The organism is Vibrio sp. 2130-1, from assembly GCF_033339515.1.
In genome coordinates, this window is sequence record NZ_JAWOUT010000727.1 from 250 (window position 1) to 518 (window position 269).

The window sequence follows — 269 nt, forward strand, 5'->3', positions numbered from 1 at the left end:
GCGGGCTGAGAATCGTAGTTTGGGAAAATCACGTGAGCAGGCATCATGGCATCTAAAATACCGGCATCAATTTGCGCTTTGAAGATAGCCATGTCTTGTTCAAAAATGTCGCTGCGCTCGTCGTATGGCGTTTCTAAATGTGAGTCAGCAATCACACCACCATGACCTGGGAAGTGTTTTCCGGTCGTCGCCATTCCTACGCTCTTCATACCCTGCATATAAGCGGTACTATAACGAAGGATGGTATCGGCATCTTCACCAAATGAACG

General features: G+C 47.6%; 1 protein-coding gene. It reads right to left on the minus strand.

From position 1 onward, the window contains the following. Nucleotides 1-269 (minus strand): glycoside hydrolase family 3 N-terminal domain-containing protein (locus R7Q09_RS28375; protein ID WP_318144237.1); only part of this gene is annotated, 269 nt, incomplete at both ends.